This is a genomic window from Agromyces humatus (assembly GCF_021228295.1).
Classification (GTDB): domain Bacteria; phylum Actinomycetota; class Actinomycetes; order Actinomycetales; family Microbacteriaceae; genus Agromyces; species Agromyces humatus.
The window spans coordinates 74,958-90,941 of sequence record NZ_JAJQPD010000002.1 but is presented as its reverse complement, the minus strand read 5'-3'; the positions used below and the strand labels follow the sequence as shown (position 1 = coordinate 90,941).

Sequence of the window (15,984 nt, the reverse complement as noted above, 5' to 3'; positions counted from 1 at the left end):
CCTGCGGCGCGCACGATCGAGATCGCGTCGGCCGGTGCCTGAGCATCCCGGTGCCGGCGCTCAGACCGGAGGCTCGCGGCGACCAAGTTCGTAGACGGCCGCCTGCGTGCGACGTTCAAGGCCCAACTTGCTGAGCAGCCCGGAGACGTAGTTCTTCACGGTCTTCTCGGCGAGTCCCAGTCGCTCGCCGATCTGCCGGTTCGTCAGCCCTTCGGCGATGAGGCCGAGCACCTGGCGCTCGCGCAGCTGCAGTGAACCGAATCGTGGATCATCGCGGTCGCCGGCCTCAGCCTGCTCGGCAACCCTGCGAGTGGCTGCGGGGTGTAGCAGTGATCGCCCGGCCGCCACTGCGCGGATGTCCTCCACGAGGCGCGTGCCCGACACGCTCTTCAGCACGTAGCCCGACGCTCCAGCGAGCACGGCCGACATGGTGGCCTCGTCGTCATCGTAGGCGGTGAGCATGAGGCAACGAACGTCGGGATGTCGGGAGCGTACCTCCCGGCAGAGCTCGATGCCATCGCCATCAGGAAGCCTGACGTCGAGCACCGCGACGTCAGGCAGCGTCGCGGTGATGCGGGCAAGGGCGTGCATCGCATCACCGGCTTCGCCCACGACCTCGAGGTCGGGTTCGCGGGCGAGCAGTTCCGAGATGCCGCGCCGGACGATCTCGTGATCGTCGACGAGGAAGATACGCGTCATGGCGGTCCTCCGGTCGTGTCGGCATCGGCGTCGTGTTGCGCGCCCGGCGCGGGCACCCTCCACTCGATCTCGGTCGCGCCCGGCTCGGAATCGATGCGCAGGACGCCGCCGCGGCGTTCCGCGCGAGACCGGAGGTTGTCGAGCCCGCTCCGGCGACCCTGCTCGGGAATGCCGACGCCGTCGTCCTCGACGACGACGCGCACCCACGTGGCGTCGACGCTGACCGAGACGCGGATCTGATCCGCACCGGAATGCCGTACGGAATTCGTGAGCAGCTCACGAAGCACCGCGGTGATGTCGGCAGCGATGGGCCCACCGAGCACGAGGTCGACAGGTCCGGCGAAGCTCACGGGAACCGGACGTGCAAGGCCGGAGGAGCTCTCGGCCACCAGATCGAGAATTCGGTGACGGAGCGAGTCCTCGCGCCCGCGCGGCCGCATCGCGAAGATGATCGTGCGGATCTGCGCGATCGCGTCGTCGATCGTCGAGATCGCCCCCTGCAGGCGGGCCGAGGCATCCGTCGACGACTCGCCCGCGAGCGCCTGGAGTTCGAGTCCAACGCCGAACAGCTGCTGGATCACGTGGTCGTGCAGGTCTCGTGCGATGCGCGCACGGTCCTCGCTGAGTTCGGCGCGCTGGCGTTGCTCCCGCGCCTCGGCGAGCTCGATCGCGAGGCCGACCCGACTGGCGAGGTCGTCGGCGATGTCGAGTTCGGCCGGGCCGAACGGTGGTCGGCCCGGCTCGCGCGCGACGACGATCACCGCCCAGACGGTGTTCGCGTGCTTCAACGGCACCGTCATCATCGGACCGGCGTCGCGTCCGACCATGATCGCGAGAGCGTCGGCGGAGGCGGGCTCGCGGGCGCCGGGAATCGCGCGCGACTGGCCCGTCTCCAATGCGAGCGACGCCGACGTGTCCATGGCGGAGACGACGACATCGGCGACCTGGTCCGCAGCGAAGCCGCGCGCTTCTGCGACGCGCATGGTGAGCGGTTCGCTGCCGGGGACGAGAATGCAGATCCGGTCTGCCGGCGACCGTGCGGCGAGTTCGTCGGCGAGGAGCGGGATCGCCGCCGAGCTGGCCGTGTCGAGCAGCGCCGACGCGATCTGGGCCGACGATGCTGTCCACTGCTGGCGCAGCAGTGTCTCGTCGTACAAGCGCGCGTTCGCGATCGCGAAACCCGCCGTCGCGGCGAGCGTCGAGACAAGTTCCTCGTCAGCCGGGGTGAACTCGCCGGCTCGCGGTTCCGTCAGGTACAGGTTGCCGTATACCTCGTCGCGGACGCGCACGGGCACCCCGAGAAACGCGTCCATCGGCGGATGCCCCGCTGGGAAGCCGACCGAGCGAGGGTCATCGGTGATGTGGCGGAGACGAATGGGCCGGGGATCGTCGATCAGCGCACCGAGGACCCCGCGACCCTCGGGTAGGTGTCCAATCGCGGCGACCTGTTCGGGCGGCATTCCGACGTGGATGAAGGCCTCGAGCCCGCCCTGCTCGGCGATGACCCCAAGCGCGCCGTACCGGGCGTCGACCAACTCGACGGCAGCCTGGACGATCCGCTCCAACACCACAGGAAGGTCGAGGGGCTGAACCACGGCCTGCGTGGCGCGCAACAAGGCGCGGAGCCGGTCCTGCGCCTGCAACACGTCGCCGGCGCGATCCATCAGCTCGTGGAGCGCGCGATCCAACTCGGACCCGGGCTTGCTCGGGACGGATCCTGATGACGGCTGACCGGCCACCCTCACCTCCGGAACGGCTCGACCGCAGGCTATCACCCGCCACCCAGTCTGGTGTCGCGGGACCAACGACCCGTCGCTCTCGACCCGAACGCACGAGCATGACCATGACGAGACCTCCGGCCGCGACTCGGCGGGAGGCAGTTGACGACCGAGAGGCGGCCGCGGATGGACACGACGATCCTGGTCGGCATCGACGGCTCGGTGGCGAGCCGCGCGGCGATCGCTTGGGCGATCGCGCGAGCCCGCGGTCTCAGTGCGGAGGTTTCCCTTCTCTGCGTCGTCGACGACGAATGGGGCACGATCAGCGATCGGGATCTGGTGGAGCTGCGGAAGGACGCTGAGCGGTTGACCCTACGGGAACTGTCTTTCGCTCGGCAGACCGACGGTCGCGTGCCGGTGTCCGCGGCGGTGGACGTCGGAGCCCCGATGCTCGAGCTGGCGAGTGCCGCGGCGGCGTACGAGTCCGTCGTCGTCGGTTCGCACAAGAGCGGCACGTTCCACGGGTATGCCCTGGGTGCCCGTGGCCTCCAGCTCGCGGCCACCGCGCCGGTGCCGATCGCGATCATCCCGGCATCGTCGACGAACGTACGCAGCGGCGTCGTCGTCGGAGCAGGCACGGCACCCGGATGGATCGAGGCCGTGCGCTTCGCGATACGCGAGGCCGCCCGGACAGATGAGCCACTGACGGTGATCCGGTCGGATCGGGACGTGCCGTTCGACGATCGGGCGCTTCGAGCGCTCCTCGACGCCGGAGACGCCGACGAGGCATCCGTCGACATCGTGCTACGTCGCTCGACGACCTCCGCCGGAGAGGCGCTCGCGAGCGCCTCCCGGCGGGCCGTATTGACCGTCAGCGGCCGACCGACCGAGCCTGGCGCACGCGGCTACCGACCACTCGGTCGCACCAACAACGATCTGCTCATGAACGCCGGCGGCCCGGTGGTCATCGTGCCGCACCTGACCGCCGGGTGAGGGCGGCCGCGGCGACCCCGTGCGCGGCCTGGATGGCCAGGTGCGAGAGCGGCGAGTGCGGGTGGACGATCGCCGGTCGGCGCGTCGGCCTCATCGCGGTAGTCGGCGTGAGCCGGCGGGACCTTCGTCCCCGATGACCGACGCCGGCATGGCGCACACTGACGGCATGAGCCCTCAACGCGCAATCCGCATCACTCTGCTCACCGTCGAGGGGTTCGTCGCGGTGACGGCGCTCGCCGGGGGTATCGCCCTCATGCTCGGAGCGCTGATCCCCGACCTCTCACTGGTCATCACGCCGCCGACCGAATACCTCGAGGGCTCGTCGTTCTCGTCCTACCTGGTGCCGGGGCTCGTCCTCGCCCTCGTTCTCGGCGGCGTCCACGGGTTGGCCTTCGTGCTCCTCCTCCGGCGGCGCCCGTCGGCATCGTTCGCGGCTGCGGTGGCCGGGTATGCCGCACTGATCTGGATCTTCGTGCAGATGATGGTCATTCCCTTCAGCTTCCTGCAGGCCGTGTACTTCATCGCCGGGACGGTCGAGCTCGGACTCGTGATGCTGCGCCTCGGTCTCCTGCCGATCGCTCACGCACGACAGACGAGGTCCGCACGCACGAGTGCGTCCACCACCTGACCGGATCCGCAATCGAGGCAGGGATCGCTCGTCGACGAGACGAGACGAGACAAGACGAGACGAGACACGATGCGACCCGACACGCATCGACGGACGATCAGACGCGAACCGTTGCGCGGACCGTCGCGCACTGCTCGAGGGTCACAGCGGACGGGGATCCACCGGACGATCCGCGGTCGAGCGAGCACACGCCACTGAGCGAATGGAATGCTGGCCACGAGCACGACCGCCCCGATGATCACGGTTGGGATGACCCACCCGGATGAGAGATCGAGACCGATCGTTCTCGGCAGCATCCCCAACGTCCAGGCGTCCGCCGCGGCGGCGGTGCCCGAGATCCACGCCACCGGCCGCGGCTTGTTCTGCTGCATTCCGACGGTTCAGCTCAGGCTGAGGAAGAGCTTTTCGAGCTCTTCGACCTTGTCCTTCCGCTGCTCGGGGTCAGTGTCGAGCGGACTGAGGCACTCCTGCATGGCTTGGGAGATGATCGCGAAGCCAGCCTTGTCGAGAGCGCTCGAAACAGTTGCCAGTCGGGTGACGACGGTGCGGCAGTCAGCGCCGGACTCTACGGCGGAGATCACGGCGTCGAGTTGGCCGCGGGCCCGCTTGAGGCGGTTGGCGATGCGGCGAGCCGCCTCGGGGTCTTCGACGACGCTCATGCGACCCTGCCTCCGTTCCGGCCTCGGCCGACGCGTCGTTCGCCGGCACGCTGCATCGTGAGCTTATCGCCGCGCCCGATGTCGATGAAGTTCATCGGGATGCTCCGAGCGTGACAGGCAGACCGAGGCGGTACCACTCGGTGATGCCGCCGGCGACATTGACGACGTCGAGGCCGGCTCCTTCGAGGTAATCGGTGGCGCGCGCACTGCGTCCGCCGGCGTGACAGAACACGTAGACGGTCCGGTCGGTGGGGACTTCGGCGACGCGCTCGGCGAGTTCACCGAGCGGGATGAGGCTGGCGCCGTCGATGCGGGCATGTTCGACTTCGGCAGGCTCACGCACGTCCAGCAGGTAGGGGTCGGTCATCGCGTGGATGACGTCCGGGTTCATGGCTCGCATGGTGTGTCCTCTCAGGGGGCTCCGGGTCGGTGGGGTTCAGGCGGCGCGGGCGCCGGGCGGGGCAACGAGTTCGCGAGCACGCATTCCGTCGCGCCACGTGAGGTAGCCGCCGTCGAGGTTCCGAACGTCGTGGCCGAGCTCCGCCAGGAGTCGGGCGGCGGTGTGGGCGCCCTGGCCGACGCGGCAGTGCACGATGAGAGGTCGGCCTTTGAACTGGGAGTGCCGGTCGCGCAGCTCTTCGACGGGAATCCAGGTGGCGCCGGGGATGACGCCCTCGGCGAGCTGCCCCTCCGCGCGCACGTCGAGCAGCACGGCGCCCCCCGCGATCGCGTCGTCGAGTTCGTGCCACTGCACCGTGCGATCGCCGCCGGCCCGGTTGCGCGCGAGGTAGCCGAGCTGGTTGACGGGGTCCTTGGCACTGCCGAACTGCGGCGCGTAGGCGAGTTCGAGGTCGGCCAGCGCCGAGGCGGTGATCCCGGCGCTCATGGCGACGGCGATGACGTCGATGCGTCGGGCCACGCCTTCCGTACCGACGGCCTGCGCCCCAAGGATTCGGTCGTCGCTCGCGGCGACGACGAGCTTCAGCGACATGGGTTGGGCGCCCGGGTAGTAGCCGGCGTGCGAGAGCGGGTGCGTGTGGAAGATGCGAACCTCACGACCGCGGGCGCGGGCGCGGGCGACGGTTTCGCTCCAGCCGACGGACGCGGCCGTAGCGCCGGCGACGTCGATGATCGACGTGCCGAGGGCGGGCTTCGCCGGGGCCTCGGAGACACCGGCGATGACGTCTGCGACGTGGCGTCCGTGCCGGTTGGCGAGCCCCGCGAGGGCGACGGGGCGCGTGGTTCCGTCGATCGCATCCGTCTTCCCGGCGACGTCGCCGATGGCGTAGATGCCGGGGATGCTCGTGCGGTGCAGGTCGTCCACTGCGATGGTGCCTGCCGGGCCGAGGTCCGCACCCGCGGTGCGGGCGAGCCCGGCGTCGGGGATGACGCCCATCGAGGCGATCACGAGGTCGGCGAGCAGTCGCTCGCCGCCTGCGAGGAGCACGCCGTCGACGGTGACCTCGGCAACGGGGGCACCCAGACGCACGGTGAGTCCGAGCTGTTCGAGATGATCGACGAGCGGCGCGGTCATCTCTGCGTCGAGGATCGGGAGGATGCGGTCCTCCGACTGCGCTACAGTCACCGCGAGTCCGCGGCGGTGCAGGTTCTCGGCGATCTCGATGCCGAGGTGCCCGGCGCCGATGACGACGACCGGTGCGCCATTGGGAAGGGCGTCCACGGAGTCGGCGATGCGGTCGAGGTCGTCGAGGGTGCGGAGGGTCTCCAGAGGCGAACCCGCGGCGACCTTCGCCGGGCGGCGCGGAGTTGCCCCGGGCGAGAGCACCAGCTCGTCGTACGAGATCGTCTCGGTGGCGCCAGTGGCCAGGTCGCGGGCGGTGACGGTCCTCGCAATCGGGTCGACGTCGACGACCTCGGTGCGCACGCGCACGCCGAGAGCGAAGCGGGCACCCATTCGCGCTGGGGTCTGCAGTTCGAGGGAGTCTCGGTTGGGGATGACGCCGCCGAGGTGGTACGGCAGGCCGCAGTTGGCGTACGACACCGCCCCGCTGCGTTCGAGGACCAGAATGTCGCGCTCTGCGTCGAGGCGGCGCAAGCGCGTTGCCGCGGACATCCCACCGGCGACCCCGCCGACGATGACGGTGCGACGGCGATGCGTCCGCGGGGAGACTGACCGGTGAAGCGTCGAGGTTTGCATACCCCAAGGGTATATTCATACCCCTGAGGTATTGCTGTACGCCATCGCCTCGCGACCGCGACGAATCAGGGCATCGAGCCGACGGGCCCGATCGGCTCGCTGAACCTACGCGAGAGCTCTGAGGGGCTCCAGGGCGGCGAGGACGAGGTCGAGGCCGAAGGTAAACTCCTCGGCTGGGTCATAGCCGGCAGCGAGGAGCCCCGCGGCGGACTCGTTGAGGTAGGGGAACTCGTCAGGCGGAAGCAGGGGCAGGTAGACGTCCTCGGTCATGTCCGCGAGCTCGTCGGCGGTGTCGAACGGCAGGCTGGCTGCCTGCAGCGCGTAACCGTAGACATAGCTGTTGAGCAACCAGTTGGCGTGCGTCGCCGTCAGGACCGAGAAGCCAGCCCTTCGCAGGCAGGCGGTGACCGCTTCACGGTGGCGGAGGTTCGCAGGCCCCGGCGACGTCCGCGACTCCATCAGGCCGATCGCCCACGGGTGGCGTGCGAGAACCTGTCGGGCCGATACCGCCTCCCGTCGCATCGCCGACTGCCAGTCGGTCTCTTCGGGCGGGAGTTCGATCTCCGCGAACACGATGTCGATCATGGCGTCCAGCAGCTCGTCCTTGCTCGCCACGTAGTGGTAGAGCGACATCGCGCCCGCGCCGAGCGCGCCGGCGAGCCGGCGCATGCTCAGCCCGTCGACCCCCTCGCGGTCGGCGAGCCGCACCGCCTCGACCACCACCCGCTGCTTGCTCAGCCCCGCGTCTGACGCGACCTGGCGTTGTTCCTTCGCAGACACGTGTCTCCTCGCTCGCTCGAACGGCTTGACAATCGTACAGCGTACGCGCATAGTACAGTGTACGTCCGTAGTACATCGTACGAGTACGGTGTACGACGAACGATATTCGCAACTCGGATGTGAGGAGTCCTCTGTGGCAATCGAACAGCGATCGAATGCGGGAAAACGCCTGGTGTCAGGGGCGACTCGGGCCGGGACGGCGACGATGAGGGCCGCCGTCCAGCACCGCTACGGCCCGCCCTCAGTGCTCGAGTCGTCGGAGGTCGGGATCCCGTTGCCCGGTCGAGGCGATGTGCTCGTCCAGGTGGGCGCGGCCTCGGTGCATCCTGGCGACTACTTCGTCATGACCGGGGAGCCGTACGTGGTGCGCCTGGTGTTCGGGTTCCGCCGGCCGCGCCACGGCATCCCCGGCAGGGATCTCGCTGGCGTGGTGGCAGCGGTCGGGAAGGATGTCACCGCTCTCCGCCCCGGCGACGAGGTGTTCGGGTGGAGCACGGCTGGAACGCTCGCGGAGTACGCCAGCGTGCCGACGGACCACCTCGTGTCCGTGCCCGCCAACGTGTCGGTCGCGGAGGCGGCAGCGGTGCCCACGTCGGCCCTGACGGCGTTGCAGGCCATGCGCAAGATCGCGAACGTTCAACCGAGCCAGACGGTGCTGGTCACGGGCGCGTCGGGCGGCGTGGGCTCCTTCGCCGTGCAGATCGCCAAGGCGTTCGGCGCCGAGGTGACGGGTGTGTGCAGCACACGCAACGTCGAGTTGGTCCGCTCGCTCGGTGCCGACCACGTCGTCGACTACGCGAGCACCGACTTCACCCGCGCCGAGAAGCGCTACGACGTCATCCTCGACAACGTGGAAGCCCAGCCGCTGGCGGCTGTCCGCCGAGCGCTGACGCCGACCGGCATCCTGATCCCCAACAGCGGACGCGGCGGCCGCTGGCTCGGCCCCCTCGGTCGGATCGTCAAAGCGCGCGTGCTGTCCGGGTTCACTCGTCAGCAGCTGAGGCCCTTCACGTCAGTCGAGAAGCGCCAGGACCTGCTCACCCTGGCCGACCTGCTCACGACCGGGCAGGTCCGGCCCGTCATCGACCGCACCTACCCCCTCGACGACGCAGCCGACGCGCTCCGCTACGTCGCGGCCGGCCACACCCGAGGGAAGGTCGTGATCACCGTCTGACGACCTGACCGACGAGAACGACCAAACCCGTGCGTATGCACGCCCAGACCTGCCGCCACTCCGGCGGAGGAACCACTCCCATCGAAAGGAATACCGATGACCATCCGAACGACCACCCCGAACCTGCTCGACAGCCCGCCGATCCCCGTGCAGGCCAAGCTCGCCGCCGCCTGGACCAGCTTCATGTTCCTCTACGTCTACGTCGACATCCTCAACTTCTACAAGCCGGGCGTCGTCGACGGCATCCTGAATGGCCTCGTCTGGAGGTTCGACATCAGCTCGACGCTGTTGACGATCTTCCTCGTGTCCGTGTCGATCCCGGCCCTGATGGTGGTGCTCTCCATGACGCTGCCCGCCCGGGCGAACCGCGCCACGAACCTCGTCGTGGCATCGCTCCTCATCCCCTACTCGATCTTCAACGCGGCAGGGGCGACCTGGGAGTGGGCCGCCTTCTACGGCATCTCCATCGGAATCGAGGTGCTGCTCCTGGCCTTCATCCTGCGCTCCGCCTGGACATGGCCTCGAACCCCCGCCGTCGCAGCCGGTCCCACGACGACCGACCTTCGACAGGACCTTCGACAGTAGGTATCCGTGTGAAGTCCTACGGCGTGATTCCCGCCGCCGCGGACACCGGGGACCGGCGGTGTGGCCGGCATCCGTCGCCCGTCCGAAGTGGTGGGTTGCGTATCAACGCGCTCATCCGCGCGCCAGCATTCTCACGTCGAGCGTGGTGCGGTCATCCACGAAGCGGCGTCGTAGATCGTCGAGCGGCGGCCTTCCACCAGACGTCAACGGCGACGGCAATTACGATGATCGCGACGAGGGCGATCGCGGTCGCGGGTTCGTTCACGAGGGTCGTGGTGGAGAAGACGACGAATGTTCCGAGCGTCGCGATCAGGCCGATCACGAGCACGACAACACTTGCGCCGGTTCCGCGGAAGAGCCGGAGGTGCGCGATGGACACTGCTGAGAAGACCAAGAGCGCGACGGCACTGCCGATCGAGGCGATCTTGTTGAGATCGAATCCGATCACCAAGACGATCGCGAGCGCCGCCATCACGAGCAGGCCAACCGGGAATCGCCCGACCGATCGGCCGAAGACCGGCGGAAACTGCCCCACGGACGCCAGATGGGCAGTCATCCCGATCGACGGATAAAGGCCGGCGTTGACGGCGCCCGTGGTCGAGAACAGTGCCGTGATGACCATGAGCACGTACCCGGCTTGCCCCAGAGTCGGCTTGGCGGCCTCTGCGAGCGCTGTCGCACCGTACTCGACCACTTGGTCGGCCGTGAGCGTGCCGAATACCCCGAGGGAGACCGCCACATAGATCGTCGTGGCGATCGCGAGCGCGAAATAGATCGCCTTCGGCAGTTGGCGTGCCGGGTTCGGGAGGTCCTTCGCGGTGAAGGTGATGACGCCGAAGCCGAGGAATGCGAAGAACGTCAGGGCAACACTTGCGATGATCTCCCGGGCGCCGGGATACCCGGCGGGAGCGAGCAGGGTGAGGTCCCAACTCGCGATGGTCACGACAGCGAACACAGTGAGGATGACGAGCACGACGACCACGATGACCGACTGCACCCGGGCGACGGCGCTGGAACCGACGGCGTTCAGGGCGGTCATGACGAGGATGAGCGCGACCGCGAAGGCCTTCCCCCAGAACCGATCATCGTCCGCGACGACCGCGCTGGCATAACCGCCGAACGACGTGGCGATCATCGCGACCACGATCGAGCCGGCCGTGAAGAATAACCAGGACCCGATTCCGGCGAGGTGTCCCTCGCCGAAACCACGCGAGAGGAAGGTCAGGATGCCGCCACCGGAGGGATACTTCGCTCCGAGCTTCGCGAAGGAGTAGCCCTGCAGAGCGGCGATGATGCCGGCGATCAGGAAGGACAGCCAGACCGCAGCACCCGCCACTGCGCCGGCTGCGCCCAGGAGGGCGAAGATCCCGGCGCCGACCATCGAACCGACGCCGATGAACGTCGCCTGCATCACCGTCATCCGCTTCTCGCTCGGTGGTAACGAGGTCGACTCGTCCGCTGAGGGTTTCACTGCCCGCTCCCTCAGTCGTGCGCGCTGCCGTACCCGCGCAGGAACAAGGCCAGGCTGAGCGCGAGGCGCTCGATCTCGAAGGGATCCACGCTCTCGTTCGGCGCGTGGATGAGCGCGAGCGGCTCCTCCACGCCCATGAGGATGATCTCGGCGTCGGGATACGTGTCGGCGAGCACGTTGCACAGCGGGATCGATCCGCCCTGCCCGAGCGTGGTCATCGGGGTGCCGTACGCCTCATGCATTGCGGCGCCCATCGCCTCGAATCCCGGTCCGTCGACAGACGCCTCGAACGGCGAGCCGACGGCCTCGGTTCGAATGTCGACGTGCACCCCCCATGGCGCGTCGTCGCGCAACTGTGCCACCAAGGCGTCGTGGGCGTCGTTCGCGTCGATGCCGGGCGGAATCCGGAGGTTGAGCCGCGCTGCGGCGCGCGGCACGATCGAGGCCGACGAGCCGGTCACAGGCGGGCAGTCGATGCCCAGTACTGTCACCGCAGGCCGTGCCCACAGCATGTCCGAGACCGTGCCGTCCCCGAGCAGGCCGACGCCGTCGTACACGCCCGCGTCCGTGCGGAACTGCTCTGGCGGGTACGGCTCGCCGTGCCACGTCCCCGTCCCGTCGAGCCCCTCGATGGTCGTGTTGCCCTGACCGTCGCGGAGGCCGGCGAGCATCTGGATGAGGGCTGCGAGCGCGTCGGGAGCGGGTCCGCCGAACATGCCGGAATGCACTTCGGAGGCGAGTGCCTCCACGGTGACGACGACGTTCGCCATGCCCCGCAGGCTGACGGTCGCGGCAGGTTGGCCGACCGCCGCATTCCCGGTGTCGCACACCAAGATCGTGTCGGCCCGCAGCACGTCGGGGTTGGCGGCGACGTATGCCTCGAGGCCGCCGGTACCCTGCTCCTCGGAGCCTTCCACGACGAGCTTCAGGTGCACGGGGATGTCATCGCCGAGCGCGCGCAAGGCGAGCAGGTGCATGACGATGTTGCCCTTGCAGTCCGCCGTGCCCCGTCCGTACCAGCGGCCGTCCACCTCGGTGAGCTCGAACGGCGACGTGCGCCAGGCGGACTCGTCGAGTGGCGGCTGCACGTCGTAGTGCGCGTAGAGCAGCACGGTCGGGGCATCTGGATCGGCAGCGCGTCGTGACCCCACCACGGCACGGCTGCCGTCGGGCGTGGGCTCGAGGCGCGCGTCGGCGAAGCCGAGCTCGGCGAACCGGTCGCGCACCCACTCCGCCGCCTTCGTGCACTCCTCGGGCGGAAACTGGCGCGGGTCGGCGACCGACCGCAGGGCGACGAGTTCCGCGAGTTCAGGGCGCACCCGATCCATCAGCTCGCCGATGCGAGCGCGCAGATCCACGCTCATCCGTTCGCCGAATCGGTCGTCTCGAGGCTGTCGACGAACTGCTGGAACTCCTCGACCTCGTCGGGGCAGTACACCTCCATGATCAGGATCTGTCCCTGCAGGTACCGCTCGTCGGTGATGATCGGCCGGATCCCCGGGCCGCCGGCGCCGTTCGCGATGCGATCGAGCAGGATGGCCCGGCTCAAGGCGTCGTTCGGGTTCGCGCAGACGGCGCCGCCGTCTTCGCCGAACATCTTCGCCACCTGCTCTGGGGTGAACGCGACATCGACGCCGGCATCCTCAAGGTTCTGGATGAGCTCCTGCGCCTTGTCCTCTGCCTGCACCGACTGCCGCGCCGAAAGGAACATGATGACGGCGATGACTCCGAGCGCGACGAGCACCACCAGCGTGACGATGTAGAGCACCGACCGTTCGCGTCCGGTCTGGGTCTCGGCTTCTGTGCTCATGACTTCGCCACCTCCTCCGACTCGGTGGATGCGTCCGGCAGCTTCCATGACGGCTTCCGGAACCGGTAGAACAGCCACGGAATGAGCAGCCCGAGGCCGAGCGCACCGCCGGCGACGATCACGAAGTAGATCCACGGGTTGCCGCCGCCGAACTGCGACGGCGGGATGAATCCGACGAGCAGGGCGGCGAGCGAGGCGGCGAAGCCGACGCCGCACAGGCCGATGAGCATCGGCGCCCGGTAGCCGCGCGGGTGGTCGGGATGGCTGCGCCGCAGGCGCACCGCCGCCACGAACATCAACAGGTACATGATCAGGTACACCTGGGTGGTGATCACCGAGAAGATCCAGTACGCGCTCGAGACGTTGGGAATGAGTGCGTAGCCGAGGGCGATGACGGTGGTGATGAGCCCCTGCGTCACGAGCAGGTTCTGCTGCACGCCGTTCTTGTTCAGCTTCTGCAAGAAGGGAGGCAGGTATCCCTCTTGACGCGAGATCAGAAGCAAGCCCTTCGACGGGCCGGCGAGCCAGGTCAGCATGCCGGCGAGCGACGCGGCGACCAGCGCGAGGCCGATGATCGGGGTGAGCCACTGCCAGTTGAACACCGCGAGCACGGCGTCGAACGCCTGCATGACGCCGGCGGTCAGCGAGAGCTGCTCGGCCGGAACGATCCAACTGATGGCGAGCGCAGGCAGGATGAAGATCAGCAGCACCAGGCCCATCGCGAGGAAGATCGCCCGCGGGTACTCCTTGCCGGGCTTGCGCAACGCCGACACGTGCACCGCGTTCATCTCCATGCCGCTGTACGACAAGAAGTTGTTGACGATCAGCACGAGACTCGCGAGCCCTGCCCATTGCGGAAAGAAGTTCGCCGCGGTCATCGGTGCCGCCGACGGGTTCCCCTGGCCGAGGTAGACGGCACCGAGTATCACCAGCAGGGCGCCCGGGATCAGCGTGCCGATGATCAGACCGGCGCCGGCGAGGCCCGCGACCCCCTTGGTGCCCCGAGACGAGATGAACACGCCGGACCAGTAGCAGACCACGATCACGAGCGCGGTCCAGACGCCGCTGCTCGCGAGTTCGGGATTGATCACGTAAGCGAGCGTTGATGCCACGAACCCGAGCAGGGTCGGGTAGTAGAAGATGGTCATCGCGAACTGACACCAGACGGCGAGGAAGCCCATGGGCTTCGAGATGCCGGTCGCCACCCAGTTGTAGACGCCCCCCTTCCACCCCGACGCCAGCTCTGCCGCAACCAGCGAGGTCGGCAGCAGGAAGACCACCGCGGGCACGAGGTACAGGAACACCGCCGCCAGACCGTAGATCGCCATCGTCGGAGCGGGCCGCAGGCTCGCCACCGACGCGGTCGTCATCAACGCCAGCGCGACCCAAGAGATGTACGCGACGGCGGGAGTCTTGGCGCGGGCCAAGCCCTCGGGCGGCCGGCTGGCCGCGTCGGCCGCGCTCACCTGAGCCACCTCGACCCGAGAGGCATCGGGTGCAGGCGAGTGCCTCCCCCGAGATCCGACCACAACCGCTTGACCATGACGACCGCCCCCCAGTAAGGCGCATCTCCGTGCTGCCCCCACAGGCGCCGGCCGGTATCACCGAACGCATCGAGATGCGGATCTGGTACTCAGGATGCTCCCAAACTGCGTATCCCGTCAATACACCGACGGGGACGTGTTGAATGCTCGTCTGGCCGCCTACTTCCGGCGTCGGCAGCCGTGTTCGAGTCAGGCGTTCGGCGCCTGTGAACGAGGGTCGGATGTCGCGCCTCCCCCGGCCTCGCCCTCCGAGGTCGGCTCCGGCGACTCCCGCCGACGCGCACCCCAGATCGACTTGGGGGTGCCCGGGACCATCCGGGCCCAGAATGGCGGCTCCTGCTCCTGGGTCAGCGCCGCGGGCACGTCGATGTGGAACGCGGCGATCTCCTCAGCGCCGCGGTGCACCACGCGGTAGAGCGCCGTGCCGATGAGCACGCCGAGCGCGATCGACATCACCGACGTGAGCGCGGTGGCGAAGTCTTCAAGGCCCTCGCTCGTGCCGACCGCCTCGGTGAGCCCGACGAGCCCCGCGGCTCCGGGCACCAGCAGCCAGAAGCCCGGGAGGAACGTCAGCTGTGAGGGGACGCCGTGGCGGAGGCTCGCGATCCACAACACGACGGGCGTCATCGCGAGGGCGCCGATGAACCCGCTCACGGTCGAACCGATCAGCACCTGGCCGACCTGCTGTCCCGCGTAGGCGACGAACAGCACCAGCAGCACCCACCCGAACGTCGATGACGGCGCCGAGAAGTGCAGGAAGTTGCCCACGGCGAAGAGCAGCACGCCGCCGATCGCGGTCCACCAGGGGAACGGGTCGGATGCCGCCAACGACAGGTACCTCGAGCTCTCGACACCCACCACCGTGCCCGCAGCGATGATGCCGAACGTCAGCAGGGCGAGCTGAACAAGACCGAGCACGAGACGTGAAGCGCCCGCGACCATCTGCCCCGCGGCGAGCTCCACCGTGCCCGTCGTGAGCACCCCGCCGGGGAGAAACGTCGCGAGCGGGGCGATCAGCAACCGAATCGGATCGCCGATCTCGACATAGGGCGCGATCAGGAATACCGCGAGCGCGCAGACGAACGCGGCGAAGACCGGAAACACCAACTGCAGCGTCTGCGATCGCACCAACTTCGCGAGGCCGATGAACCCGCCCAGCACGAAGGCCACGACCGCTCCCTGCCAGGTCGGCGTCAACAGGAGCGCCAGGCCTGTCACGAGGAGCGCGTGCCCGAAGGTGCGCACGAACCACCCGTACCTCGGTCGCATGGCGCCGATCTCGTTCAGGCGCTCGATGCCCTCGAGCGGTTCGATCGCCGCCCGCTTCGCCTGCTCCACGAGTGCGTACAGCGCGGCGATCTGGTCGAATCGGAACGACGGGGTGAGCGTCGACCGCAGCGCCACCCGGCCCTCCTCCGCCGTCCCGGTCTGCACGATGATCGCCGTCGGCAGCACCAGGATGTCGGTGTCGTCCCGCCCGTAGGCGCGCGACACGGCCAGCATCGTGTCGCGGATCCCGTCGACCGTCTCGGCGGCCGCGTTCATCCCCTCAGCGAGTCCGAGGAGGAATCGGCGGAGGATCGCGCGGTCACTTGCGTCAGCCATCTCACCCCCGAGGCACACGCTATCCCCACGGCCACGGGGTGTCGAGCGCAGCGAGGATGATCCAGGCGGGCGCCGCCATCGACGACCGACGACGGGCCGCTCCGCGGGGCGCATTCCCCGAGAATGCCCGGAATCACGGCGATGGCGACCCAGACTCGGG

At 68.6% G+C, this 15,984-nt stretch carries 16 protein-coding genes; 5 read left to right on the top strand and 11 right to left on the bottom strand.

Translation table 11 applies throughout. The annotated features are described in order from the left end of the window. Window positions 1-60 precede the first annotated feature (60 nt). Both LSF15_RS03040 and LSF15_RS03035 read right to left on the bottom strand, forming a co-directional pair. Window positions 61-699, bottom strand: a complete 639-nt coding sequence (locus LSF15_RS03040; RefSeq protein ID WP_232497056.1) for a response regulator — start codon at window positions 697-699, stop codon at window positions 61-63. Further along, window positions 696-2,234 carry a sensor histidine kinase gene (locus LSF15_RS03035; RefSeq protein WP_232497464.1) on the bottom strand — a complete coding sequence of 513 codons (1,539 nt, stop codon included), beginning with the start codon at window positions 2,232-2,234 and terminating at the stop codon, window positions 696-698. Before LSF15_RS03035 ends, LSF15_RS03040 begins: the two co-directional genes overlap by 4 nt. Between LSF15_RS03035 and LSF15_RS18975 the strand changes: the two genes are divergently transcribed. From LSF15_RS18975 to LSF15_RS03020, 3 genes are all read left to right on the top strand, one after another. Beyond that, window positions 2,127-2,420 carry a hypothetical protein gene (locus tag LSF15_RS18975; RefSeq protein ID WP_232497481.1) on the top strand — a complete coding sequence of 98 codons (294 nt, stop codon included), beginning with the start codon at window positions 2,127-2,129 and terminating at the stop codon, window positions 2,418-2,420. The genes LSF15_RS03035 and LSF15_RS18975 overlap by 108 nt on opposite strands. Before the next feature lie 183 nt (window positions 2,421-2,603). After that, entirely contained in the window at window positions 2,604-3,410 is an 807-nt protein-coding gene (locus LSF15_RS03025; RefSeq protein WP_232497055.1) for a universal stress protein, read from the top strand. Window positions 3,411-3,576: 166 nt separating this feature from the next. Then, window positions 3,577-4,038, top strand: coding sequence for a hypothetical protein (locus tag LSF15_RS03020; protein ID WP_232497054.1), 462 nt, complete (start codon window positions 3,577-3,579; stop codon window positions 4,036-4,038). Between the two features lie 380 nt (window positions 4,039-4,418). On the opposite strand, the gene LSF15_RS03015 is transcribed toward LSF15_RS03020, so the two are convergent. The 4 genes from LSF15_RS03015 to LSF15_RS03000 form a co-directional block, all read right to left on the bottom strand. Next, window positions 4,419-4,697, bottom strand: a complete 279-nt coding sequence (locus LSF15_RS03015) for a metal-sensitive transcriptional regulator (RefSeq protein ID WP_232497053.1) — start codon at window positions 4,695-4,697, stop codon at window positions 4,419-4,421. 91 nt (window positions 4,698-4,788) lie between these two features. Beyond that, complete coding sequence (locus LSF15_RS03010; RefSeq protein ID WP_232497052.1) at window positions 4,789-5,088, bottom strand: rhodanese-like domain-containing protein; 300 nt, start codon at window positions 5,086-5,088, stop codon at window positions 4,789-4,791. 45 nt (window positions 5,089-5,133) lie between these two features. Then, window positions 5,134-6,855, bottom strand: coding sequence for an FAD-dependent oxidoreductase (locus LSF15_RS03005; RefSeq protein WP_269756149.1), 1,722 nt, complete (start codon window positions 6,853-6,855; stop codon window positions 5,134-5,136). Between the two features lie 105 nt (window positions 6,856-6,960). Continuing rightward, entirely contained in the window at window positions 6,961-7,635 is a 675-nt protein-coding gene (locus LSF15_RS03000; RefSeq protein WP_232497050.1) for a TetR/AcrR family transcriptional regulator, read from the bottom strand. Between the two features lie 205 nt (window positions 7,636-7,840). On the opposite strand from LSF15_RS03000, the gene LSF15_RS02995 reads away from it, so the two are divergent. Then, the gene (locus LSF15_RS02995; protein WP_232497049.1) at window positions 7,841-8,809 is read left to right on the top strand and encodes an NAD(P)-dependent alcohol dehydrogenase; all 969 of its coding nucleotides are present in this window, start codon (window positions 7,841-7,843) and stop codon (window positions 8,807-8,809) included. Between the two features lie 96 nt (window positions 8,810-8,905). After that, on the top strand, window positions 8,906-9,394 hold the full coding sequence (locus LSF15_RS02990) for a DUF6326 family protein (protein WP_232497048.1): 489 nt from the start codon (window positions 8,906-8,908) through the stop codon (window positions 9,392-9,394). A gap of 151 nt (window positions 9,395-9,545) precedes the next feature. Here LSF15_RS02990 and LSF15_RS02985 read toward each other — a convergent pair whose 3' ends face one another. From LSF15_RS02985 to LSF15_RS02965, 5 genes are all read right to left on the bottom strand, one after another. Continuing rightward, complete coding sequence (locus LSF15_RS02985; RefSeq protein WP_232497047.1) at window positions 9,546-10,814, bottom strand: APC family permease; 1,269 nt, start codon at window positions 10,812-10,814, stop codon at window positions 9,546-9,548. 62 nt (window positions 10,815-10,876) lie between these two features. Continuing rightward, window positions 10,877-12,229, bottom strand: a complete 1,353-nt coding sequence (locus LSF15_RS02980) for a dipeptidase (RefSeq protein WP_232497046.1) — start codon at window positions 12,227-12,229, stop codon at window positions 10,877-10,879. After that, window positions 12,226-12,675: a hypothetical protein gene (locus LSF15_RS02975; protein ID WP_232497045.1), complete on the bottom strand. Its 450-nt coding sequence runs from the start codon at window positions 12,673-12,675 to the stop codon at window positions 12,226-12,228. The genes LSF15_RS02980 and LSF15_RS02975 overlap by 4 nt, the downstream gene beginning before the upstream one ends. After that, window positions 12,672-14,141 carry a glutamate/gamma-aminobutyrate antiporter GadC gene (gene gadC / locus LSF15_RS02970; protein WP_232497044.1) on the bottom strand — a complete coding sequence of 490 codons (1,470 nt, stop codon included), beginning with the start codon at window positions 14,139-14,141 and terminating at the stop codon, window positions 12,672-12,674. Before gadC ends, LSF15_RS02975 begins: the two co-directional genes overlap by 4 nt. 267 nt (window positions 14,142-14,408) lie before the next feature. Then, on the bottom strand, window positions 14,409-15,824 hold the full coding sequence (locus LSF15_RS02965; RefSeq protein ID WP_232497043.1) for a threonine/serine exporter family protein: 1,416 nt from the start codon (window positions 15,822-15,824) through the stop codon (window positions 14,409-14,411). Window positions 15,825-15,984 lie beyond the last annotated feature (160 nt).

Coding starts and splice junctions, on each gene's coding strand:
- LSF15_RS03040 (WP_232497056.1), bottom strand. CDS start 699: ATGACGCGTATCTTCCTCGTCGACGATCACGAGATCGTCCGGCGCGGC.
- LSF15_RS03025 (WP_232497055.1), top strand. CDS start 2,604: ATGGACACGACGATCCTGGTCGGCATCGACGGCTCGGTGGCGAGCCGC.
- LSF15_RS03020 (WP_232497054.1), top strand. CDS start 3,577: ATGAGCCCTCAACGCGCAATCCGCATCACTCTGCTCACCGTCGAGGGG.
- LSF15_RS03015 (WP_232497053.1), bottom strand. CDS start 4,697: ATGAGCGTCGTCGAAGACCCCGAGGCGGCTCGCCGCATCGCCAACCGC.
- LSF15_RS03010 (WP_232497052.1), bottom strand. CDS start 5,088: ATGAACCCGGACGTCATCCACGCGATGACCGACCCCTACCTGCTGGAC.
- LSF15_RS03005 (WP_269756149.1), bottom strand. CDS start 6,855: ATGCAAACCTCGACGCTTCACCGGTCAGTCTCCCCGCGGACGCATCGC.
- LSF15_RS02995 (WP_232497049.1), top strand. CDS start 7,841: ATGAGGGCCGCCGTCCAGCACCGCTACGGCCCGCCCTCAGTGCTCGAG.
- LSF15_RS02990 (WP_232497048.1), top strand. CDS start 8,906: ATGACCATCCGAACGACCACCCCGAACCTGCTCGACAGCCCGCCGATC.
- LSF15_RS02985 (WP_232497047.1), bottom strand. CDS start 10,814: ATGACGGTGATGCAGGCGACGTTCATCGGCGTCGGTTCGATGGTCGGC.
- LSF15_RS02980 (WP_232497046.1), bottom strand. CDS start 12,229: ATGAGCGTGGATCTGCGCGCTCGCATCGGCGAGCTGATGGATCGGGTG.
- LSF15_RS02975 (WP_232497045.1), bottom strand. CDS start 12,675: ATGAGCACAGAAGCCGAGACCCAGACCGGACGCGAACGGTCGGTGCTC.
- LSF15_RS02965 (WP_232497043.1), bottom strand. CDS start 15,824: ATGGCTGACGCAAGTGACCGCGCGATCCTCCGCCGATTCCTCCTCGGA.